Consider the following 22,040-nt stretch of genomic DNA (forward strand, 5'->3'; position numbering starts at 1 on the left):
CTACCGTTTTACCTTATTATAGATGATTTCAAAAAGGTTAGCGACCGAAGATCCCTACTTTACAATCCTGGTAAAAATCCACTCATTGCTTGTAATAAGTACACCATTCCGAGTGCTGACAACCCAGCGACGAAACCGCCAATCGACCACGCTTGAATAGTTTGTGGAATCGTCAGTCTTCCAAACTTATTGACTACCCAGAAACCGGAGTCATTTGGCAATGATAATCCTATAGCCCCCGCACAAATCGCAAGTCCGAGTAAAATAGGTGACACGCCTAACTCTCCTGCCATAGGGCCCAATATAGAAGAAGTCGTAACGAGTGCAACAGTTGCTGATCCAAGGGACGCACGCAATATTTGTGAGAAGATAAACGCTAAAATCAGCACAGGAATACTCCATCCTTGCATCGTTTCAATCAAGTAATCACCGATTCCACTTTGATTGATCACCGCACCAAACGCTCCACCAGCACCAGTTACAAGAATAATCATTCCAGCCGAATTAATCGCTTCATCGTAAAGCGTCTTGTACGGCACATGGATATAGGGCTTTAAAATAATTAATGCCACAATCACGCTAATTAAAAGAGCTACATTTTTGTCTCCGATAAAACCCAAAATACGGGAAGCAGTGCCTTCTTCTAGCCACAGCTTCGTTACTGTATTTAATAAGATCAATATGATAGGTAACCCTAACATGAAAAATGATAGACCCGTAGAAATCTCTTTCCTGCCTTCCACAGCTTCAGGAACGATAATTTCTTCTTCTAATTCCTCAGGTGTCGTGTGAATTCTTTTTCCGATAAATGTTCCGTAAAAATAGCCGCCAATCATTGCTGCAGGTATCGCGCAAATGATTCCATACAGTATGAATAATCCCAAATCCGCTCCCGTGTTTTCTGCCACAACGAGAGGACCTGGAGTTGGAGCTATCATACTATGTGAGACAATTAAGCCGACACCGAGTGCCGTAACGAATGTAACGATTGAAATTCCAGTGCGTCTAGATAAACTTTTCACTAATCCACTCAAAATAACGAATGCAGCATCAAAGAATACAGGAATAGAAACCGCAATTCCTGTTAATGAAAGTCCAGCTGCCGAGTGCTTTACACCAAAAACACGCAATACAGCCCCCGCAATTTTTTCAATAGCCCCGGACACTCCTAGAAACTGACCGAAAATAACACCAAGTCCAATTAAAATCCCAACACCGATCAATGTATTACCAAAGCCAGTCGTAATCACTTTCGGTATTTCTTCTATCGGGAAACCGAGAACTAACGCAGTGACGAATGCTACAATAATTAACGTCACAAACGGTTCAATTTTCATTTTCAGAATCATAAAGAATAGTGCTGCAAGTGACAGTAAAAAGATGACGATGAGCATATTACCTTCTATCATAGTGCCACTCCTTATTCTTTATGACTTAATTTTTCTACAACATCACGCAACGTTTCGACTTCTCCAACATTACCCGGGAATATAATATATGGAATACCCGGGAATCGACTTTCTTCTCCCGTTTGCCAAACTGGTATGCCTGGTGCGATTTGACCCGCCACTTCAGCTTTCTTTACGGCTAATCCAATAGTTCCTACATCACTGGATGTAATTCCACCTTTTGCGACAACGAATGCTGGTTGCGGCTGACAATTTGCAACAAATTGAGTGACGGCCGAAGATATTTTAACAGAAAGCGCCAACTCTTCTTCTTGACGACCTTCTCCTAAATCCAAGCGAGTCCGTGAAGTAAACACGCAAACCGTTGTACCTTCACTCACTTTTTCGTTAATCTTTTGCTGAATCCGTTCTACTTCTTCAGCAAACTTCTTCGCATCTATAACTAAGTTACAATGGAACTCTATGAACTCTACTGTTTGTAATTTCTTTAATTCATTTAACTGATCTGTCGTTTTCTGCACGTGTGAGCCGACGACGATAAGCCCGCCAGCATTCGTTTCATTGTGCATTACGTCATTTTTCGTCAAATAAGGTTTAGATGAAATGTTTCCAATTACTTTTGTAAAAGAAGCTGCGGTACGGAATAAAAAATGTTTCCCTTGATTCATTACACGGATTAATGCGATCGTAAACACTTTCAAATCTTCTTCCGTCACTGCATTGACAATTAATTTTTGAAAGTTTTCTAGTTGATGTAATTTCTTCTCGATTACTTCAATATTTACTGCACGTAGCTCTTCTAATGATACAGATAGGACACTGGAAGCCGGATGCGCGTTTTGCGTCTTCTCAGCAATATATTCTTTTAAATTACTTTTCGTAAATCCGAACATACGATCTTTAGCAAATTCTGTTTCTCCAGCCGGAACATATTTACCATTTTGTATAACATAATGCACGTCATCAATCGTTTCTCTGCCACCTTCTTTGAAAAACGGAATAATAATTTCACCATCTACTTTATACGCATTATTTTTTTCTAATGTATTTTTTATTACTTCTGTTTCTAAAGGATAATGACCACGCAGTGTAGAATCACCTCGGCTGATGACCAAAAATTCTTTACCTGTTTTTTTTGCAGCCATCGCTATTCGTTCTGCAATTTGCGTATGAACTTTTGTCGTTTCTTCGACTGAAAATGCCCGGGAATTTGTTAATAGAAATACTAATTGACGCGGTTCTTCAAACATTTCTTGAATGGTTTCTGCAGACCAGTCAGTGTAAACAGGAATGCCATGAACTGTCTGAACACCTGTAGGATCATCATCTAATACAATAATTTTTTGGGTGAAAGTGGAACGCTCTGTATCCCATAGTGTTTCTAACTGTGCATCATATGCTGTAAGTTTATCTATTCGTTCTTTCAAATTATTTACCACCCTTCGGCACTTCAAAGTTTGCCAATTTTTCATAGTACTGAATCAAGCCCACATGATCATCCATCGCTTTCCCATCTACTTTCAATGCATGGAACATTTCCAGCACATCTGTCGTAAGCGGCATCGGCACACCTATATCTCGTCCCGCTTGCACGACATTCGTCAAATCTTTCATGTTAATATCAATGCGTCCACCCGCTGTAAAATTACGTTCTAATATAAGAGGAATTTTTGCATCTAACACTGTACTTCCTGCTAGTCCGCCACGTATGGCTTCATACATTTTTTTGATATCAACACCCGCTTTAGAAGCTAGAACAACGGCTTCCGATACCGCAGCAATCGTTACATTCACTAAAATTTGATTAGCTAATTTAGTCGTGGAGCCACTTCCATGACCGCCGACATGCGTTACATCTGCTGCCATCGCTTGAAGCAATGGACGCGCCTTCTCTATATGAACCTCATCTCCACCGGCCATGATTGCCAATGTACCATCTATCGCTTTAGGCTCTCCTCCGCTTACAGGAGCGTCTATAAAACCGACACCGAGCTTTTTTAATTCATTCGCGCAAAAAACAGAATCTCCTGGTGATACCGAACTCATATCAATAACAATAGAATCTTTTTGAAGTGCCTTATTGATTCCTTCATTACCAAAAAGAACTTCGCGAACAATAGCCGCGTTAGGTAACATCGTAATTATAATGTCGCTATCCACAGCTGCCTCAAAAGGAGAAAGCGCTTCCACTGCCCCTGCACTGACTACAGTTTTTCTTGCTCCTTCATTCAAATCAAAAGCTTTTACTGAAAACCCAGCTTTTACTATATTTAACGCCATAGGACGCCCCATGATTCCGAGGCCTATAAAGCCAATATTCATTAGAATGTTCCTCCTTTGTATTGATAGTTATTAATAGTACTAGTATACAACAAGTATTCTGAATTGCATACATTTCTATTCATATTGAATACATTTATTCAAATATATAAATTCTCTTGTATACTATATAGAAATGAATGGAGGAGATACATAATGGAAATCACTTCACGAAGTGCCCAATTACTCGCTTACGAAATGATACGTGAACAAATTATTAACGGCAGTTATCCGGGTGGTATGAAAATAATAGAATCAAAACTTGCTGAAGAAATTGGCGTGAGCCGGACGCCTGTGCGTGAAGCGATCCGCCGTTTAGAGCAAGAAGGATTAATTAAGAGAAAAAAAGTGATCAAGCCTACTGAAAAGGACTTACGCCATATGTTTCAAATGCGTATGCTTATTGAAAGCTACGCAGCTAAAATGGCTGCTACCTATATGTCGGAAGAAAATATTAGCAAATTGCGAAGATGTATTCACCAAGCCCGTAACAGTGATTCGCTAAATATTATAAAAGCGAATAAAGAGTTCCACGATCTCATTGTAGAAGAATGTAGAAATCCGATTATGATTGATACGGTAGACAAAATGCAATCTATTATTTATTTATTTAGTAAAACAGTTGTGCAACATGAACGCCCTTTATTAATCGAAGAACATAGTTCAATTTGTGATGCAATTGAGCAACGCAAACCTGACCTTGCTAGCGAACTAATGAATGACCATTTAAAAGCAGACTTAGAATTCACTCTAACGATAGTTGAATAGAAAAAGATAGGTATCCTCCAAGTCAAATCATTAGAGAACGTCCTACCTATTAATAGTATGTACATGATTTAAGTACTCTATACACAAAAAACTTAGTCAACTTTAAAAAGTTGACTAAGTATATTACGCATTTACGCGGACGGGTGCCGGTTCATGCCAAGGATAATTATTCGTTAAGACTGTCGCTAGATCTTTACTTTGTTGCTTGCGCATTTTACGTATTTCCGCACGTTGAGGAGCAGTTTCATGCAAATACTTCTCTTCTTCCGTTTCTGGAATCACCCGGGGAACTGCTAATGGCTTCTTATTTTCATCTAACGCTACAAATGTCAATAACGAGGTGGCAGCTACTTTACAATCACCACTTGCCAAATCCTCCGCAATGACTTTGACAAAAATCTCCATAGAAGATTTCCCTGTCCACGTCACATAGGATTCAAAACAAACAGAATCAGAAGGTCGAATCGGGTGCAAAAAATCCACGGAATCCATGGACGCTGTGACACAATCCGCCCTACTATGCCGTGCCGCAGAAATCGATGCGATTTGATCGATATCACTCATCAAACGTCCACCAAACAACGTATTGTGATTGTTGACGTCATTCGGGAAAATCCTACTAGTTCTGACTACCCTTGATTCCCGGCACTGCTTTTCTAATTTCATTGTAAATGAAGCCTCCTCTTGATGTTCATTCGGCTATTTTTTCGAGTATACCGAATGTTTAAAAAATTTCTTTTTTTGTTTATCAATTAAATATACGCTTCGTTCACAAAGTTGTCAAGAGTAGAAACTTGTCAGATGACTAGTTATGGTATCAAGATTGTTGATTATTGAGAGAAGGGAATGTGCTTTTGATAAGTAGTGGTAGTGTACGCTTTAGGATTCTCCCTGCAGAACCGGACGCTTTCCTGAGGGTGCGCGGCGGACTCGCCAGAAGTGCATTGGCGATTACACCTGTCAAATGCAAAGATGTGCTCCTTCTCGCTGCGCTTCACTCGCAAAAGCCGTCCTTCGCTACGGCTCTTGCTGATCCTCCAAGAGTCGCCGGTTCTTCCGGGAGAATCCTTGAGTTTGTGTCGGGATGTCAGTTCGTGTTCGTCTAGAAGTTGGAGTGGGATGATTGACTTCTCCTTTGCAGTGTAGAAAATGAGTGTACGTGTTAGGATTCTCCCTACAGAACCGGACGCTTTCCTGAGGGGACGCGGCGGACTCGCCAGTAGTTCGCTTTCGATTACGCCTGTCAAGTGCAAAGATGTGCTCCTTCTCGCTGCGCTTCACTCGCAAAAGCCGTCCTTCGCAACGGCTCTTCCTGATCCTCCAGGAGTCGCCGGTTCTTTCGGGAGAATCCTGGAATTTGTGTTGGGAAGTCAGTTGGTGTTCGTCCAGAAGTTAAGTATGGTAAGTTCTGCTTCCTGATCAGTGTGGGTGAAGCTTTAGATTAACTGACTGAATGTATATAGGGGCATTTCTTTTTTCACTCAGTTCATCGAAACAGTCATAGTAGCTAACAACACTTCAACGCTTTTTAACTTCAAAAACGATCGCATGGTATCAGACAAATCTATTTAGTTGGTCTTTCACCACCTACAAAGAGTGATCAACCTGTCTTGCACGCACTAAGTACGGCTTGGAGCTTACAGACGATCGACTCCCTCTTGAAAATACGATGGTGACAAGGTTTATCGCATCTTGTGTCTAACCAAAAAATATTTTTATTTCAATATGCTAATGATTTTATTCCTAATTATTTATATATTTACAGATATTGTAAACAACAGTGAATGCTCCGCCGACAGTTACAGAAACTCCGGGAGGATAGATAAGGGAAAGCCGTTGCGAAGGCTGGCTTTTGCGAGTGAAGCGCAGCGAGAAGGAGCACATCTTTGCTTTTGACAGGTGTAACTCGCAGTGCTTGAAGGTCCACCGCGCACCCTCTGGAAAGCGCAAGCCGCAAAACTCTTCAAGTCAGCCTTGTTCCATCGCAAGCCGCAGACACTCCAAGTCAGCCTTAATCCATCTAATCGTAATAGTCAAACTCGCTTTAAACTACATGAATTAATGATTGAGTGAATTATACATAATATAGTTAATTTACAAACTCGTTATAATCTATTACTTTTCTTGCAATAAAGAAATATCACTCTCTTGTAGTAGACCGACTTTCAATAACCCCTTTAAAATTCCATCATCATCACATGAGTCAGTGATGAGGTCAGCCACCTCTTTTAACTCCTCAACTCCATTATCCATTACAATACCCGTACCTACTGCTTGAATCATTTGCATATCATTTAATCCATCACCGAATGCATAGCTATTTTCTACTGGAATACCAAGGTATTCCAACATTTTTTGAATACCAATCGCTTTAGATGCGCCTTCAGGAAGCATATCAACAGAACTTTCATCCCAACGTACAAAAGAATATCCTTTAAACAAATTAATATATTCTTCTGTTTCTTCCACGTTGCTATAAATTTGTACTTGGTTCACATCAGAATGTAAAAATACATCCGCGTCTACTGGTGGATAAGGAATCTTCAATCGCGACGTACTGTCTGTAACTAATGGATGATCTGCAACATTCGTCACGAATGACTCAAAAGTTGAATAAGTAAGACCATGTCCATTTTTTTTGGCAACATTTGCAAGATGCTGAAGTGTCTCTACTTTCATTGGATTTGAAAAAATTTCTTTACCTTCGAATACGACATGTTGTCCATTCATCGAGATGTACGAATCGAATGACAATTCTTCCACTAACCATTTAAACATTAATGGTGCGCGACCAGTACAAATGACCGTATAAATCCCCTTATCTTGTAATGCTTGTAACGATTGTTTCGTTGACTCTAATATCGTTTTATCACGGCTCATTAATGTGCCGTCTAAATCAAAAAATACAATTTTTTTACTCGAAACCATGTAAGATTCTCCTTTCTCACCCTACTATCGTTGCATTTACACTACTATTGCCTATGATACGCTATTTGTTTACATAGGTGAATTGGTTTGTTCTATCACTACATAACTGCACATGACAAGCAGTTTTAAACTTTAACATATTCTGCCGAGTACAATGGTTTTTTCATGCTACAATGAGGGTAGAAACTAAGAAGGGTGGACTAGTAGTGAACAAAAAATTGTCTATCTATTTACTTATGTTAGCAATAGGTTTCACGTTTTTAATCCTAGCAATTATGCTTGATCTTCCACAAAAAGTACAGTGGCTATTTTTAGCTATTGCAATTGTATTAAATGTTACAAGCGCCATTGCTGCCATGAGGTTCGGCTTGCAACAAATGAAACCTGATAAAAGATAAGTTAACACGTCACGGAAAGAGGGACTGCCTATGAAGCGTTCTGCCAGTTATCGAATTATACGAATCGTCTGGATGGCGACTGTCTTTTTTTCTCAAATTATCATTTTCCAAAAACGTCATCGTGGAAATTTTACTCCTGCTGTGACTGATAAATGGAATGCTTTAGTTACGAAACAAGCGAGAATCTATAAGAAAACAGCTCTTGAACTCGGTGGGCTTTTGGTCAAACTGGGGCAGTTTCTTTCTACACGTGCAGACATCATGCCACAATCATTTATCGAAGAATTGGAAGGATTAACGGATCAAGTAACACCCGTCCCTTCTGAAAAGGCTTTACATTTACTAGATGAAGAATGGGGAAAATCACATAAAGAATATGTAAAAGAAATTACAGAGAAACCTGTTGCTTCCGCATCGATTGGCGAAGTGTATAAAGCGGTTTTACATAACGGTTCCGAAGTCGCAATTAAGATTCAACGTCCGAATATCGAACGAATTTTGCGTGCCGATTTTAAAGCAGTACGAATTGTTATTTGGCTCGCCAAAAAATTATCTTCCTTAGGTAAACAAATTGATTTGGACTTGCTTTACAAAGAGATGACTGATGTGATTGGTGCAGAGTTAAACTTTGTAGAAGAAATGAAAAATGGACGAGGCTTTGCAGAACGTTTTCCTGATATGACAGGTGTGAAGTTTCCTGTGTATTATGATGACTACACGACCCGTAAAGTTCTCGTTATGGAATGGATTGAAGGCTCTAAAATAACAGATATTGAATTTCTTGAAAAACATCAGATTGACCGTAAAGAGTTGGCAGAACGTCTTTTCCGATTATTTTTGGAACAAATTCTTGAAGGGGGTCAATTCCACGCAGATCCTCACGGTGGAAATATATTAATACGTCCTGACGGTACATTAGTGTTAATCGATTTTGGTATGGTCGTAACGATTACACGTGAAGACGCGGATGCGATGTTTATCGTGACAGAAGGTGTTATTTTCAAACAATATGATCGTGTCATTGACGGGTTAGAAACGATGAACTTTCTTCTTCCTAGTGTCGACCGTAAACTACTGGCGAATGCGATTGAAAAAGTTGTAAAAGCATATGAGTCGAATGACTTGTATGATATGAATGGATTAGTCGTAGAAAATCTTCTACAAGATTTGCAAGTGATCGTTCGTACTCAACCTGTACAAATGCCGGCAGAGTTTGCATTTTTAGGTCGGGCTGTTTCTGTTTTTGTTGGTGTGCTTTATATTATCGACCCTACAATCGATTTGCTCGCAATTACCCGCCCACGCCTAGTGGAATGGGCGAAAGAAAAAAGTAAAGAAAAGAATCCTTTTACGAATAAAAAAGAATTCCAACGTTCAGTAGTAAGCGCAATTGGACAAGTGCGTAATTTTGCACCAAAAGTCAACTCATTTTTGGAACAACCAGAAGCTATTCATCACTATTTAAAGCAACGTGATGTAGATCAGCGCCATTTCCAAGTAAGGATGCAAAATCGTTTGTTTGCGGGTATTCTTGCAGTTGGCTCGTTCGGTGCATTTGCTTACAGTATAGTAGATAAGTATACGGAATTGATGGCCGGATCGGGTCTTGTTCTACTCATTTCATATTGGCGCTATCGTCGTTTAGGAAAGTAGATGTGGTGGTCGTGGTTTCTGGATAGTTCGGATTCGACGGATGAGAGTGACGAGATACGCGCGGTATTTCGTTACGTTGCGTTTCAGCCAGACGCGTTCAAAAAGGCCGAGGTGAACCAACCAGTCGCTTCGCTCATTTGGTTGTTTCACCTGTCGACCTGTTCCTTCCTGAGTCGCCGGCTTCCACTACACTGCACTCTTCGGCTTTCTTTAGGAGAGAAATTTCAACCTTTTAGTTTTCATTTCTAGATAGTCGGGATTCGATGGATGAGAGTGGTGAGAGATGCGGGGGGAGATTGTCTCGTTAGTTTGATGTAATTCTTTTTTCTACATAGGCTTTTAATCCATCCACTGAATAGATAGTACGTTTTGGCAGTATGTATGCACTTATTGTACTTGTATAAATATATAAATAATCTGCGTCTTCAATGACTCGCTGTATACCAGACCATTGTACTTTCGTCTCGCCTACTTGTGTTTGGTCGGTAATGCCTGTTTTATTCATCTTCATTATATGCTGCCCGATTAGCCCTTCATTTTTACCTTCTTTTAACATCTTTCGTACTTGTCGTGTAATATGGAAATAGAAATATTTTGGGTAAAGAATGACCCATAAAATTGCAGTCAAACCGAATACGAGAAATAACGGTCCTTTTTCCATATCCGTGAAAATGGAGAGAAAATAAGCGAACATGAAGAAAATCATTGGCGAAACAAAACGTTGCCACTGCAATGAATTTTTACCTACTTTTGAATTTTTCACGTGATACAAGTTAAATGCTATAACGTCTTCCTCGGTTAACTCATATTCGATTTCCATTGGAACCTCCTATTATGTGAGACGTGTCATTTAATAATAAACAATTCTTCTTTTCCACATCTATTACAGTCAATGATGTGTTATCGATTTTCACTTCGTACGTTTGGTCTTCTAACAATGCAGCGATAATACGTTTCAAGAAGCTGCCATGACTGACAACGAGAATTTTTTGATCTGCATTGCATTGAACACACTCCATTACAAAATCAAGACCTCTAGCCTTCACACTTTCTCCTGTTTCAAACTTTAAATCTTGTTCACGCCATGTAGGCCCCCATTTTTCAAGACGTTCCGCTTCTGTCGTCCCTTCAATAAGTCCGCCACTTCGTTCGCGTAACCGGTCATCCTCTTTCACTTCCAAACGCAATTTCTTAGCTAGTATAGTAGCGGTTTGTTTTGCACGAACCATCGGACTGGTGAAAATGACATCCCATTTTTCATTAGCTAAGCGGCAGGCTAATTGTTTCGCGGTTACTATACCGTCCACATCGAGTGGTATGTCCGAACTCCCTTGTGCACGTCCTTCTTTATTCCAAGCTGTGACACCGTGTCGAATAAATCCGATCATCAACGAAATCTCCTCCTATATATTCGCTTTAAATGCAGAGGTTCTTTTAATCCAAAGATAAGTCAAGATTACACCTACTAATAAGACAAGTGCTCCGAAATAGAAAGGATAATCTACATCGACATCGAATAATGCACCACCGATAATAGGTCCAAATACATTTCCCAAACTTGTGAACATCGAATTCATTCCCCCGACAAACCCTTGTTCATTCCCGGCGATTTTAGACAAATAAGATGTAGCGGCAGGTCGAATTAAATCGAATCCTACAAATATAATAATAGTGACTGCCAATACAGCAAAATATCCTTTGACAAACGTCGCTAAAAACACCATGATTGTTGAAAAAACTAAGCAAAATAGGATTAATCGTTTTTCTCCTATCAATCTCGAAAGTTTATCAAACAACAACACTTGAGCCACTGCACCGACTACACCACTTCCAGTAATGACAATCGCAATATCCTTAGGTGTGAACGCAAACTTGTGATCCACAAATAAACTAAAGACCGATTCAAACGATGCCAAACCAAAAGACAAAATAAATATAATGATAAATACAATGAAGTATTGACGAGCAAAGACACGTTGCCATCCCGGTTTTACTCCATCTTCAGCTACTGTTTCCTGATAACGATTAGGCTCACGCAACATAATAAATGAGAAGATTGCCGCGAATAAGGAAAGTCCACCTGCAAAGAAGAACGGAACACGCGTACCAAAGTCAGCTAAAAACCCTCCGATGCCAGGACCTAAAATAAATCCTGTAGAAATAGCAGCCGACATATATCCTAACGCTTTTGCACGTGTGTCCATCGTTGTGATATCTGCAATAAACGCTGTGACTGCCGGCATGATAAATGCTGCACTAATTCCTCCTAGAACACGGGAACCAAATAACACAGTGAGTGATTGACCTACTCCAAATAAAAATTCGGACGCACTAAAAATGATTAAGCCAATGACAATCATTTTTTTCCTGCCGATTGTATCGACCCATTTCCCTGAAAAAGGAGAAGTTATTAGTTGCGCCACTGCAAATATCGCTACCATATATCCTACACCTTGACCTGATATATGTAATTCATTCATTAATGTGGGCATGACAGGTATAATGAGACCTATACCTAAAAAAGCGATCAATAAGTTGGTCAACAGCAACCATAATGTAATGGAATCTTTTTTCATGTTCACTTCTCCTACGTTCATTCTTAGTTGATATTTCCTCATCATAGCAAGCTGTGAAAGAAGTTACAAGAATAATAAATGCTAGTAAGCCTACTGAATATTCAAAGATACTTTTCCTATACAGGGCAGAAAAATGGGGTACGTGATAGGATTCTCCCTGCAGAACCGGACGCTTTCCTGAGGGGGCGCGGCGGACTCGCCAAAAGTGCGTTGGCGATTACACCTGTCAAGTGCCAAAATGTGCTCCTTCTCGCTGCGCTTCACTCGCAAAAGCCGTCCTTCGCCACGGCTTTCCCTGATCCTCCAGGAGTCGCCGGTTCTTTCGGGAGAATCCTTGAGTTTGTGTCGGGAAGTTAGTTGGTGTTTGTCCAGAAGTTGGTGTGGGATAAATGATTCTTCTTTCTTGGTGCAGAAAATGAGTGTATGTGTGAGGATTCTCCCTACAGAACCGGACGCTTTCCTGAGGGGGCGCGGTGGACTCGCCAGAAGTGCGTTGGCGATTACGCCTGTCAAGTGCCAAAATGTGCTCCTTCTCGCTGCGCTTCACTCGCAAAAGCCGTCCTTCGCCACGGCTTTCCCTGAACCTCCAGGAGTCGCCGGTTCTTTCGGGAGAATCCTGGAGTTTGTGTCGGGAAGTCAGTTTGTGTTCGTCCAGAAGTTAGAGTGGCGGGAGTGACTTCTCCTTTGGTGGTGCAGAAAAAGAGTGTACTTGTGAGGATTCTCCCTGCAGAACCGGACGCTTTCCTGAGGGGACGCGGCGGACTCGCCAAAAGTGCGTTGGCGATTACGCCTGTCGTCCTGATCCTCCAGGAGTCGCCGGTTCTTCCGGGAGAATCCTTGAGTTTGTGTCGGGAAGTCAGTCTGTGTTCGTCCAAAAATTAGAGTAGGGTAAGTGACTTATTCAGTGCAGTGCAGAAAATGAGTGTACGTGTGAGGATCCTCCCTGCAGAACCGGACGCTTTCCTGAGGGGACGCGGCGGACTCGCCAGAAGTGCTTTGGCGATTTCGCCTGTCGTCCTAATCCTCCAGGAGTCGCCGGTTCTTCCGGGAGAATCCTTGAGTTTGTGTTCGTAAGTCAGTTTGTGTTCGTCCAGAAATAGAGTATGGTAAGCTCTACTTCCTGAACAGTGTAGATAAAGCTTTGGATTGCCTGATTGAATACATATAGAGTCATTGCTTGTTCCACTCAGTCCATCGAAATAGTCATAGTAGCTGATGTTGGTCTTTCACCACATACAAAGAGTGATCAACCTGTCTTGCACACGCTAAGTTTCGGCTGAAGCTGGAAGACGATCGACTCCGGGAGGATCAGGACGACAGGTGTAACTCGCAGCGTACTTTTGCGAGGTCCACCGCGTCCCCTCCGGAAAGCGTATCGTCTGGAAGCGCAAGCCGCAAGACACTCCAAGTCAGCTTCACTCCATCCAATAAACGAACATGAAGTAGCAGACAAGCCCACGTATTTTTCACCACATACAAAGAGTGATCAAACTGTTTTGCCTACACTAAGTAAGGCTGAAGCTGGAAGACGATCGACTCCGGGAGGATCAAGGACGACAGGTGTAACCCGCAGTGCTTGAGGGTCCGCCGCGTCCCCTCCGGAAAGCGTATCGTCTGGAAGCGCAAGCCGCAAGACACGCTAAGTCAGCGTCACCCCATACAATCGCTAAAGTCAAATTCACTGTTAAATAAATGAATGAATGAGTGAATTAAACACCATATGATCAATTAACAAGACTGAAACACTATAACACCAAAAAACGGAATCCTATCGCCGGCGGACTCCGTGACCATATTACATATTTTTTTCACTTTCACGCTTTTTCCAGTCTTCCTCCAACATACTGTACACAATCAAATCGTGAAAGTGATCATACAAAAATTCCCCATCACGAATGACTCCTTCTTCCAAGAATCCCAGACGCTCAGGAATTCCACGACTTTTTTCATTATCTGCCCCGCATTTAATCTCAATTCTGTGCATATCGTATTGTTCGAATGCATAATCGACCAGCGAGCTGGCGACAGCAGTCATAATTCCTTTTCCTTGATAGGCCTCTGCCAACCAGTAGCCGATACTCGTCTGTTTATTTGTATAGTCAATGGAATGAAATCCCGCGAAACCTACTAATTCTCCTTTGTACATAACCCCAGCCTGAAACCCGTCTTCTTCAGCAAATTGCTGGAGCCATGCTGTAATAATCGGTCTATACGTTTCAGAACTTTTCATGGAATCTACCCAAGGCAACCACTCTCTCAAGTGCTCCCTTGATTGGTCTACTAGATTAAATAATTCTTCAGCATCTTTTTGCCGCATTAATTTTAAGGAAATTTCATCTGTCACTTTATGAACAAACATAGGTACTCCCCTTCCACTCGTTTTACTCGTCTCTTATATCCAAACCGATCATAGAAGCAAATTGAATAGCTTGTCGAGTTGAGACAATACAACCTGATAAATCTTTCATGGAAACAGTTAAGCTATCAAATTCAGATGTATTGATTTCCACTTTTTTTAAAGGCGTCTCGTCAAAACTCGCCTGATCAAGCGAGCATTCTTCAAAACGTGTATTCTTCATTTTACAATTGAAAAAATCCGTCTCTTGTAGCTGGCATTTTAAGAAATGTATTCGTTCCCATTTATTATGAACAAAAGCACTTAAATTTCCAATACATTCATCAAACAACACATCCGTTAGTCTAGCATCTGCAAAATTCACTCCAAGCATTTTGCAATTATGAAAACTAGCGCGGTGAATACTAACGCCCGTTACGTCTGCATTGGAAAAATCACAGTTCTCAAAACGTACATCTGTAATGAAAAAATCAGGTAATACGGCATGCTGAAAACTACAGTTTTTAACTACTGCATTGGTTAGATTCAGACGTTCTATAGTTTCACCGTCGACTCGTGAACCTACTATCTTACAGTTTTGTAAGAAAGGTTCTTCTTCATATATACACTCTTCTAAAGTCATCGTAATTAATTGTTCCGATATTTTCGGATGATTCCACTTCATAGTGACTCACCTTTCCGTAATGCCTTAGCTATTCACTGTGATTGGATATAATGAATGGCTTGTTGGATACTAGCAAACGTCAGTAATAATTGATTGTATTGTTTTGACTCAGCCAATTTTCTCGCTAGTATAGGTGATACACCTGTCAGATATAGTTGGCTACCCATTAATTCAAGCACTTCTTTTACTTCTACTAATCGATAGATCGGTGTTTCCTCCTGCCAATACAATCCAGTCACATCTACCATAATATGATCGATATCATTTGTATGGACATAGTCGCTTAACTTTGTAATGAGCAAGTTAAAACGTTCCTCGCTCATTTGACCTATCAACGATACTGCAGCCACATTATCAAAGATTTTCATGATCGGCAACATCAATTGCTCAATTTCAGTATCTTTCGTTTGTAGCTCTTCTATTTGTCTATATTGAACAGAGACATCTGTTTGTGACCCGACAAAATATAGTTCATTTTCAATAGTTACAGGTCGAATATTTAGACGGTTCCAAAATAACGTTCCATCTTTTTTATAATTTTTCAGCACGACTGTAATGGGCTTTTTTTCAGCGATAGCTTTTCTTATTTTTAAAACCGTTGCACGATCAGTCTCTTCTCCTTGAAGAAATCTGCAATTACGCCCTATAATTTCTTCACTTGTATAACCCGTCATCGTTTCAAAAGTTTTATTCGTTTGAATGATGGGGTTATCCTCTTGTGAGGGATCTGTGATAAGTGTTCCAACCCTACTGCTATTAAGCATTTCTACTACTAATTGTTCTCGTACTGTGTCTGTTATCCGTTTAATCATATTCACATCCTAACTTTTACATACTTTATAGCTATCGTAGCATATTCTTATCTACTGTGTATAAGATTTTAGAATAATCCGCCGACTCGTAATATTAAAATATTCATTTGCTCATTATAAAAAATCCTCTGACGTGATTCGTCAAAGGATTGTCACTTTCAATTTACACGTGTTGCTTGCATCTGAACAAACTCCTTCTCAGAACATAACACAAAATGCTCAGGTGCAATCTCTCTAAATTCAACTTTATCATCCAGACCATAATTATGTTCATTTGGACTATAAGGTTTTCGCACACGTGTCCGTTCGTAAATAGGATCCGGCAGTGGAATAGCTGATAATAAGGACTTCGTATAAGCATGCATCGGGTTACGATACAATTCATCCGCGGGTGCCATTTCTACCAATTTCCCAAAATACATCACACCGATACGGTCAGATATATACTTTACCATCGATAAGTCATGCGCAATAAATAAATAAGTCAAGCCATTCTCTTCTTGTAGCTCTTTCAATAAGTTTACTACTTGCGCTTGAATCGAAACGTCGAGTGCCGAAATCGGCTCATCTGCAATGATAAATTCAGGTTCTACCGCAAGTGCGCGCGCAATACCGATCCGCTGACGCTGACCACCTGAGAACTCATGTGGATAGCGCTCCGCATGTTCTCGATTTAAGCCTACCGTTTCAAGCAACTCGATTACACGCTGTTTTCGAGCGGTTTTTCCTTTAACAAGTCCGTGAATGTCTAAGCCTTCCGCTATTATATCCAATACTTTCATACGTGGATTCAATGACGCATAAGGATCTTGGAAAATCATCTGCATTTTACGATTTAATAGCTGGCTTTCTTTTTTTGTTTTTGGCGCATGAACATCTACTCCGTCATATAGCACTTGACCAGCTGTCGCATCATACAAACGTATCATCGTTCTGCCTGTAGTAGATTTTCCACAACCTGACTCTCCTACTAAACCGAAAGTTTCGCCACGTTTAATCGTAAAACTAATATCATCAATTGCTCGAACTTCGGAAGGTTTACCTGCATTGAAATATTGTTTTAAATTCTTTACTTCAATTAAATGTTCCGCCATTACATAGTCCCTCCCGTTTCTTCAACGTAATATCGGCTACCAGGAAATGTTTTCATTCGCTCAATAATTAAAGCAGGCGGTTCCACTTGTGGTGCTTGTGGGTGAAGTAACCAAGTCGCCGCATAATGTGTATCGCTCACTTTGAAAAATGGAGGTTGACGTTCCATATCAATCTGTAATGCGTACTCACTACGCAATGCGAACGCATCGCCAACAGGTGGGTTCAATAAATCTGGCGGAGTTCCTGGAATAGCATACAATTTTTGATCATCTAAATCCATGGATGGCATAGAGCTTAACAAACCCCATGTGTATGGATGTTGTGGATTATAGAAAATTTCATCTACCGTACCGATCTCCACAATTTTGCCCCCATACATTACCGCAACACGATCTGCTACGTTGGCAACTACGCCAAGGTCATGCGTGATGAAAATGATAGACGTATCGATTTTTTTCTGAATTTCTTTCATAAGTTCTAAAATTTGTGCTTGAATCGTTACATCCAATGCAGTTGTCGGCTCATCTGCAATAAGTATCTTCGGATTACACGCAAGAGCAATTGCAATAACAATTCGTTGCCGTTGCCCACCCGAAAATTGGTGTGGATACATTTTATAACGATTCTCAGCGTTTGGGATACCTACTAAATTCAATATTTCAACCGCTTTTTTGCGTGCTTCTGATTTACTTACTTTCTGATGCTTTAGAATAGGTTCCATGATCTGTTTACCTATCGTCATCGTCGGGTTTAATGAAGTCATTGGATCTTGGAAAATCATTGAAATATCTTTTCCACGAATTTTCTGCATTTCTTTTTCGGAAATTTTGGTCAAATCTCGTCCATCATATAAAATTTCACCATTTTTATAATCTGCACTAGATTGTGGCAATAGTCGCATGATGGATTTTGTCGTTACCGACTTACCCGATCCTGACTCACCTACAATAGCCAATGTTTCTCCTTTATTCAAATCAAAATTCACACCGCGGATGGCTTTAACTTCCCCTGCAAACGTGTGGAAGGAAAGCTCAAGATCTTTAACTTCTAAAATTTTTGTCAATTGGCTCTCCTCCTTAATCTTTCATCTTCGGGTCAAGTGCATCACGTAATCCATCACCTATCAAGTTAAAGGCAATCATTAAAATACTAATGACGACTGCCGGGAACAGCAAGACATATGGTTGGTGTTCCATGACCTTATATCCATCGTTTATCAATGTACCAAGTGATGCAGCTGGTGGTTGAAGCCCAATTCCGATAAAGCTTAGAAATGCTTCAAAGAAAATAGCATTCGGAATCGTAAACATCGTATTGATAATAATAATCCCAAGCATATTAGGCAATAAGTGTTTTGTAATGATTTTACCATCTTTAGATCCTAGTGTTCGTGAAGCGAGTACGAATTCTTGTGATTTAAACTTCAAAGTTTGTGCTCGCACAATTCGTGACATCCCTATCCAACCGGTAATTGTAATGGCAACGATAATCGCTGTTATACCGGGTTTCATAATCATGATCATCAAGATTACTACTACTAATGTAGGAATCCCGATAAGAACTTCGACAATACGTTGCATAATGTCATCCGTTCGGCCGCCAAAGTAACCAGAAACTAATCCATAGATGACACCAATGACCAAATCAATCGCCGCTGCGACAAATGCGATAAATAGTGAAACTTGTGTACCTTCCCATAACCTAGTAAACAAATCACGGCCCAGCCCATCAGTTCCGAACCAATAATAGTCATCTACCTTTTTCATTTCATATAAATCGACTTTTTTTCCAGCTAAATTTCCGACACCGTCAAATATTCCCATTTGTTCAATTCCAGGAATCTTTGGTGGCAAATTGGCATGTCGCAAGTTTTGTGCGTCTCCTGCATGTCCATTCAAAAGAGGACCAATTAGCGCCATTAGGACTAGCAACACAAGAACTACCATACTTACAATCGCTGCCCCATTTTTTCGTAGGCGAAGCCAAGCATCTTGCCAAAAACTTAAACTCTTCTTTTCAATACGTTCTGCTTCATGGCTGTCAATCGTAATTCGTTCAAAGTCTTCTTGAGGTAATTGTTTTGTTTCAAATTCATTTCGCATTATCCCTTACCTCCAGACAAGCGGATACGTGGGTCAATGACTCCGTACAAAATATCCACAATAAAAATAACAACGATCAAAAATATTGAGAATAATAACGTCGTACCCATAATTGTCGCATGATCATTTACCATGATAGAAGAAACGAACTGCTCACCAATTCCAGGAATCGCGAAAATTTTCTCTACCACTAGTGAACCTGTCACTAGTCCTGCTGCTAGTGGTCCAAGAACAGTAATTAGTGGAATCAATGCATTTCTAAATGCGTGTTTAAACGCTATCTCAAAACCGTTTGCACCTTTTGCTTTTGCTAATGTAATATAATCTGAACTTAATACTTCAATCATCTCAGTCCGTATGAAACGCGCGGATAGGGCAAGTGGCCCCATTGCGAGTGCAAGCGATGGCAGGACACTTGATTTCCAACCGTCATTCCACAGTCCAACCGGTAACAGATGCCATTCAGATGCAATCCAATACTGTAGCAAAGAAGCAAATACAAAGGATGGAATAGATATACCGAGTATCGCAAAAAACGTACTCCCATAATCCCAAAACGTATTTTGCTTCAATGCAGCAAGCATACCTAACAAGATTCCAACGAGAGTCCCAAAGACCATCGCTTGCGCTCCCAAGATTAATGAAGGTTTCAAACGTGAGGCTAATAAATCATTCACGCTTTTCCCTTTAAAAGCAAATGATGTTCCTAAATCGCCCTTCGCCAAGTTCTTCATATAAATTGCGTACTGAACGGGCTTCGGCTTATCAATCCCATATTTCTTCTCAACAATCGCTTTTTGTGTATCATTCAGTTTACTGTAAGATGCGATTGGAGATCCCGGCAATGTTTGCATAAGGAAAAAAGAAGCAGTCGCAATTAAAAATAGCGTGATAAACATATAAACTATGCGTTTTCCAATATACTTAACCACGTTACGTTACACCTCCACGGAGTTTCTATCCTACTATTTGCTAATTGTATTAACACTTCCCAATAGATTGTATCTTGTAAATATTCCAACTATTGGTTGTTACTAAAAAGAGAGTATATGGAAGACGACACTCCCATATACTCTCCCCTATTTAACTTACAATACTTACTTCTTACCGGAAATATAAGCCCACTTGTACGTGTAGTCTGCTCCAAATGGATGATCTACTAATCCTTTAAAGTATGGCTTATGCAAGAAAATCAATCCGCGCTGATAAATAGGTGCAATCGCTGCATCATCTTCAAGCAAGATTTTCTCAGCTTTTGCAAACGCTTCATATCGAGCTTCAGGATCAAGAGCCAATTCTCCCTTTGAATCTGCGATTAACTTATCATACTCTGGGTTAGAGTAAGACATCAAGTTGTTTGTTCCATCTGTTACGAACAAATCTAGGAATGAAATCGGGTCTTGGAAGTCAGGGCCCCATCCAGAAACTTGAATATCATAATCTTGGTTACCGTCTAATTCAAGACGTACTGCGAATGGTACTTCTTTCAATGAAATAGAAAGTCCTTCTAAATTCCCTTCTAATTGCGCTTTAAAGTACTCGTCCATCTTTTTAGATAGTTCAGTGTCTCCACCAAGGATCTCTAAGTTCAAAGAATCCACTCCGAGTTCTTCTAAACCTTTTTCCCAATGTTCTTGTGCTTCTTCCACGTTATACAATAAGTGGTCGCCGCTTAGATCACGGAAGTCTTTTTCATTTTCATCAAATGCGAAGTTTGTTGGTACTAAGAAGTTTGCTGGTAAAGAACCGTTAGCAAGTACTACATCAGCCATATCTTGCTTTTCAAAAGCTTTTGCAATCGCTTTACGAATGTTTTCGTTCGCTAATGGCGTCTTTTCTCCGTCACGCTCTTGGTTAAACTTGAAGTAGAATACAGATGTTTCCGGTTGGATAACTGCTTCCGGATCATCAATATACTGCTGTGCAAGATCTCCAGAAACTCCTGCGCGATCTAATTTACCATCTTGATAAAGTTTCACTGCTGTAGCAGATTCTTTTACTACGTTTACGTGAATTTCATCTAATTTCACACTGTCGACATCCCAATAATGTTCATTCTTTTTAAATGACCAGCTATCGCCAGTTCCATCCCAGTCAGTCAGAATGAATGGACCATTAGATAGAAGTCCATCAGAGTTCGTTGCATACGCATCACCTTTAGATGTTACAAACTCCTCTTTTAGTGGATAGAATGTTCCGAATGACATAAGTGATAAGAAATAAGGTACTGGACGTTCAAGTGTAACTTCAAACGTCTTTTCATCCAGCGCTTTAACACCTAGCTCAGATACTTCCATTTTCTCTTCAGAAATCTCTGTTGCATTTTTTACAACACCTGACATCATGAATGGTCCATATGGTGAACCAGTTGCCGGGTCGATCGCACGTTGCCATGCATAAACGAAATCGTTAGCTGTAACTGGTGTATCATCAGCCCATTTAGCATCACGCAGTTTGAATGTGTAAGTAAGTCCATCTTCACTTACCTCTGCCTCTTCAGCAGCCATAGCTGGTTCTGCAATGTTTTCTTGGTTTAAACGGTACAATCCTTCGTTAATGTTGTTTAGTACGTTGAATCCTACAGCGTCCTCAACAATAGATGAATCAACGGATGGAATCGCAGCAGATTCAGCTAAATACAGTACTTGTTCTGCGTCCGGCTCCCCATCTTCGTCTTTTCCATGAGTTTGTTCAGTCGCCTGATCATCTTCTTTATCCCCATCTGTTGCAGGCTTGTCTTCTTCTTTTTTGCTACCACAAGCAGCTAGGAACATGCTTAGCACTAACGTCAGCGCCATAAGTAAAGCCCATTTTTTACTTTTCAAATCATTGACCTCCCCTTTAAAATAATTGATCAACTAGCTATTTCATTATACAAGTAAAACTTCTAAATGTAAACGCTAACATCAATATTATCTTAATTTTAAAGAATATATGTAGATTCTACACTTTTCCTTACT

Annotated in this window: 19 protein-coding genes; 3 read left to right on the forward strand and 16 right to left on the reverse strand. The window is 40.3% G+C overall.

Translation table 11 applies throughout. The annotated features are described in order from the left end of the window. Positions 1 to 59: 59 nt before the first annotated feature. From DV702_RS10490 to garR, 3 genes are read right to left on the reverse strand one after another with little or no spacing between them, the layout of a single operon-like run. Entirely contained in the window at positions 60 to 1,409 is a 1,350-nt protein-coding gene (locus tag DV702_RS10490) for a GntP family permease (protein ID WP_114924704.1), read from the reverse strand. An 11-nt stretch (positions 1,410 to 1,420) separates the two neighbouring features. Continuing rightward, a complete protein-coding gene (locus DV702_RS10495) occupies positions 1,421 to 2,836 on the reverse strand; it encodes a four-carbon acid sugar kinase family protein (protein WP_371682704.1) in 1,416 nt (471 codons plus the stop codon). A 1-nt stretch (position 2,837) separates the two neighbouring features. After that, positions 2,838 to 3,737: a 2-hydroxy-3-oxopropionate reductase gene (garR, locus tag DV702_RS10500; protein ID WP_114924706.1), complete on the reverse strand. Its 900-nt coding sequence runs from the start codon at positions 3,735 to 3,737 to the stop codon at positions 2,838 to 2,840. A gap of 147 nt (positions 3,738 to 3,884) precedes the next feature. Between garR and DV702_RS10505 the strand changes: the two genes are divergently transcribed. Beyond that, the gene (locus tag DV702_RS10505) at positions 3,885 to 4,496 is read left to right on the forward strand and encodes a GntR family transcriptional regulator (protein ID WP_114924707.1); all 612 of its coding nucleotides are present in this window, start codon (positions 3,885 to 3,887) and stop codon (positions 4,494 to 4,496) included. Positions 4,497 to 4,619: 123 nt separating this feature from the next. Here the strand turns inward: DV702_RS10505 and DV702_RS10510 are convergent, their stop codons facing one another. After that, entirely contained in the window at positions 4,620 to 5,162 is a 543-nt protein-coding gene (locus DV702_RS10510; protein WP_114924708.1) for an acyl-CoA thioesterase, read from the reverse strand. A 1,449-nt stretch (positions 5,163 to 6,611) separates the two neighbouring features. Next, the gene (locus tag DV702_RS10525; protein ID WP_114924711.1) at positions 6,612 to 7,424 is read right to left on the reverse strand and encodes a Cof-type HAD-IIB family hydrolase; all 813 of its coding nucleotides are present in this window, start codon (positions 7,422 to 7,424) and stop codon (positions 6,612 to 6,614) included. 206 nt (positions 7,425 to 7,630) lie between these two features. Here DV702_RS10525 and DV702_RS10530 point away from each other — a divergent pair, with 206 nt between their 5' ends. After that, entirely contained in the window at positions 7,631 to 7,822 is a 192-nt protein-coding gene (locus DV702_RS10530) for a hypothetical protein (RefSeq protein ID WP_114924712.1), read from the forward strand. 30 nt (positions 7,823 to 7,852) lie between these two features. Further along, positions 7,853 to 9,475 carry an ABC1 kinase family protein gene (locus DV702_RS10535; RefSeq protein ID WP_114924713.1) on the forward strand — a complete coding sequence of 541 codons (1,623 nt, stop codon included), beginning with the start codon at positions 7,853 to 7,855 and terminating at the stop codon, positions 9,473 to 9,475. Positions 9,476 to 9,779: 304 nt separating this feature from the next. On the opposite strand, the gene DV702_RS10540 is transcribed toward DV702_RS10535, so the two are convergent. From DV702_RS10540 to DV702_RS10600, 11 genes are all read right to left on the reverse strand, one after another. Then, entirely contained in the window at positions 9,780 to 10,295 is a 516-nt protein-coding gene (locus DV702_RS10540) for a YcxB family protein (protein ID WP_114924714.1), read from the reverse strand. Further along, complete coding sequence (locus DV702_RS10545) at positions 10,279 to 10,863, reverse strand: histidine phosphatase family protein (protein ID WP_114925910.1); 585 nt, start codon at positions 10,861 to 10,863, stop codon at positions 10,279 to 10,281. Before DV702_RS10545 ends, DV702_RS10540 begins: the two co-directional genes overlap by 17 nt. A gap of 15 nt (positions 10,864 to 10,878) precedes the next feature. After that, the gene (locus DV702_RS10550) at positions 10,879 to 12,051 is read right to left on the reverse strand and encodes an MFS transporter (RefSeq protein ID WP_114924715.1); all 1,173 of its coding nucleotides are present in this window, start codon (positions 12,049 to 12,051) and stop codon (positions 10,879 to 10,881) included. A 1,795-nt stretch (positions 12,052 to 13,846) separates the two neighbouring features. After that, positions 13,847 to 14,410 carry a GNAT family N-acetyltransferase gene (locus DV702_RS10565; protein WP_114924718.1) on the reverse strand — a complete coding sequence of 188 codons (564 nt, stop codon included), beginning with the start codon at positions 14,408 to 14,410 and terminating at the stop codon, positions 13,847 to 13,849. A gap of 22 nt (positions 14,411 to 14,432) precedes the next feature. Further along, positions 14,433 to 15,071, reverse strand: a complete 639-nt coding sequence (locus DV702_RS10570) for a pentapeptide repeat-containing protein (protein WP_114924719.1) — start codon at positions 15,069 to 15,071, stop codon at positions 14,433 to 14,435. Positions 15,072 to 15,103: 32 nt separating this feature from the next. Continuing rightward, positions 15,104 to 15,883 (reverse strand): YtvA family blue-light photoreceptor, encoded by a 780-nt coding sequence (locus DV702_RS10575; protein ID WP_114924720.1) that lies wholly within the window; start codon positions 15,881 to 15,883, stop codon positions 15,104 to 15,106. A 158-nt stretch (positions 15,884 to 16,041) separates the two neighbouring features. Beyond that, on the reverse strand, positions 16,042 to 16,977 hold the full coding sequence (locus DV702_RS10580) for an ABC transporter ATP-binding protein (RefSeq protein ID WP_114924721.1): 936 nt from the start codon (positions 16,975 to 16,977) through the stop codon (positions 16,042 to 16,044). Continuing rightward, the gene (locus DV702_RS10585; RefSeq protein ID WP_114924722.1) at positions 16,977 to 18,041 is read right to left on the reverse strand and encodes an ABC transporter ATP-binding protein; all 1,065 of its coding nucleotides are present in this window, start codon (positions 18,039 to 18,041) and stop codon (positions 16,977 to 16,979) included. Before DV702_RS10585 ends, DV702_RS10580 begins: the two co-directional genes overlap by 1 nt. Before the next feature lie 13 nt (positions 18,042 to 18,054). Further along, positions 18,055 to 19,080, reverse strand: coding sequence for an oligopeptide ABC transporter permease (gene opp3C / locus DV702_RS10590; RefSeq protein ID WP_114924723.1), 1,026 nt, complete (start codon positions 19,078 to 19,080; stop codon positions 18,055 to 18,057). After that, positions 19,080 to 20,012: an oligopeptide ABC transporter permease gene (gene opp3b / locus DV702_RS10595; protein WP_114924724.1), complete on the reverse strand. Its 933-nt coding sequence runs from the start codon at positions 20,010 to 20,012 to the stop codon at positions 19,080 to 19,082. Before opp3b ends, opp3C begins: the two co-directional genes overlap by 1 nt. 165 nt (positions 20,013 to 20,177) lie before the next feature. Continuing rightward, the gene (locus tag DV702_RS10600; RefSeq protein WP_114924725.1) at positions 20,178 to 21,905 is read right to left on the reverse strand and encodes a peptide ABC transporter substrate-binding protein; all 1,728 of its coding nucleotides are present in this window, start codon (positions 21,903 to 21,905) and stop codon (positions 20,178 to 20,180) included. Positions 21,906 to 22,040 lie beyond the last annotated feature (135 nt).

The sequence above is a fragment of the Sporosarcina sp. PTS2304 genome, assembly GCF_003351785.1.
Classification (GTDB): domain Bacteria; phylum Bacillota; class Bacilli; order Bacillales_A; family Planococcaceae; genus Sporosarcina.